This is a genomic window from Paenibacillus sp. OT2-17 (assembly GCF_009827695.1).
Classification (GTDB): domain Bacteria; phylum Bacillota; class Bacilli; order Paenibacillales; family Paenibacillaceae; genus Paenibacillus; species Paenibacillus polymyxa_B.
In genome coordinates, this window is the sequence record NZ_WUDQ01000625.1 from 1 (window position 1) to 2056 (window position 2056).

Below are 2056 nucleotides of genomic sequence, written 5' to 3' on the forward strand. Positions count from 1 at the left end.
CGACCGCTTATACGATTGAAGATGTGGAGTCCCTGAACGTACTGCTGGAAAAAGGGGAGCATACGGTATCCATCGGAACGCCGATAGCCAACCAGTCGGTGTACATCCTGAACAGCCAGCAACAGCTGGTACCGATCGGTATCGCAGGTGAGCTTTATATCGGGGGTGCAGGTGTGGGACGAGGATACCTGAACCTGTCGGAGCTTACGGCAGAGAAGTTCGTCCTGAATCCGTTCGCTGATGCGGCAGCAGCCGATCAAGCGGACAGCACTCACGCAAACCGGATGTACCGGACGGGCGACCTGGCACGGTGGTTGCCAGACGGCAGTATTGAGTATTTGGGCCGGATCGACCATCAGGTGAAAATCCGGGGCTACCGGATCGAGCTGGGCGAGGTGGAAGCGCAGCTGCTGACCGTCGACGGCATTCAGAAAGCCGTGGTCACAGCATGGGACAACGAAGACGGACACAAGGACCTGTGTGCCTATATCATAGCTTCAGAGTCCCTGAGTTTGCCGGAGCTGCGCAATGCGCTGCAGCCGAAGCTGCCGGATTACATGATCCCGACGTATGTGGTACAACTGGATCGTTTCCCGCTGACACCGAACGGGAAAATCGACCGCAAGGCGTTGCCGGCACCGGAAGCACGCCTCGAAGGAGGCCTGGAGTACGTTGCACCGCGGACACCGCTGGAAACCAAGCTAGCCCAAATCTGGCAGGATGTCTTGAAGCTGTCCAGCGTAGGAGTCACCGACTCATTCTTTGACGTGGGTGGACACTCCCTGCGGGCAACAACGCTGGTGGCCAAAATCCATCAGGAACTGGACAGTCGGATTACACTGCGTGAGGTGTTCCAACACTTCACGATTGAGCAGCAAGCCCAGCTCATCGCAACGCACGGTACAGACACCTATACGGTGATCCCTGCGGCGGCGCAACAGGCGTACTACCCGGTTTCCTCGGCTCAAAAAAGACTGTACATTTTGAGCCATCTGGAAGGTGGGGATCTCAGCTACAATATGCCGGGTGTATTAACTGTGGAGGGGCCACTTCAGGCCGATCGGCTGGAGGATGCGTTCCGTCAGTTAATAGCCCGCCATGAAACGCTGCGGACTTCCTTTGAAATGGTGGAAGGCGAGGTCGTTCAGCGGGTTTACGATCAAGTGGAGTTTGCAGTAGAACACCTGCAGGCCAGGGAGTCCGAAGCCGAAGCCTATATCGAGTCCTTTGTACGCAGCTTTGATCTTCGCCAGGCACCACTGCTGCGTGTCCGTCTCATTCAAACTGGACCAGAGCGCCACCTCCTGATGTACGACATGCACCATATTATTTCAGACGGTGTATCGTCTAACAATATCGTGCAGGAGCTGGTACAACTGTACGAAGGGCAGGAATTGGAGCCGCTGCAAATTCAATACAAGGACTATGCCGTATGGCAGCAGCAGGAGACGCAGCGTGAGTCATACCAACGCCGGGAACACTTCTGGCTGGAGCATTTAGCCGGAGAATTGCCGATACTGGATTTGCCAATTGCTTATCCTAGACCTGCTGTTCGCAGCTTCGAGGGTGCGATGTATGAATTTACAGTGGACGCGAATGTATCTGAGCAACTGCGCCGAATTGCGGCACAGACCGGAAGTACGATGTACATGGTGCTATTGAGTGCCTACACCGTTCTGCTGTCCAAATACAGCGGTCAGGACGATTTGATCATCGGTACGCCAGTAGCAGGACGCTTGTTACCTGAACTGGAGCCGCTGATCGGAATGTTCGTCAACACGCTAGCCATCCGGCATCAGCCGAGGGGCAACCAAACGTTCCACAGCTACTTGCTGGAAGCCAGAGATCGTACGTTGCAAGCCTTCGAGCATCAGGATTATCCACTGGAAGAGTTGGTGGAAAAGCTGGATATAGCACGGGATGCAAGCCGTAACCCGTTATTCGACACTATGTTTGTACTGCAAAATACGGAGTCACAGGAAGCGAAGCTTGAGACGCTGTCCTTCAGCCCGTATGTTCAGGAGCATCGTATCTCCAAATTCGATTTGACTTTGTC

1 protein-coding gene is annotated in these 2056 nt (G+C 54.6%); it reads left to right on the forward strand.

Going from position 1 to position 2056, the window contains the following annotated elements; translation table 11 throughout:
* The coding region (locus tag GRP75_RS25395) for a condensation domain-containing protein (protein WP_160790712.1) at nt 1-2056 on the forward strand (2056 nt) is incomplete at both ends.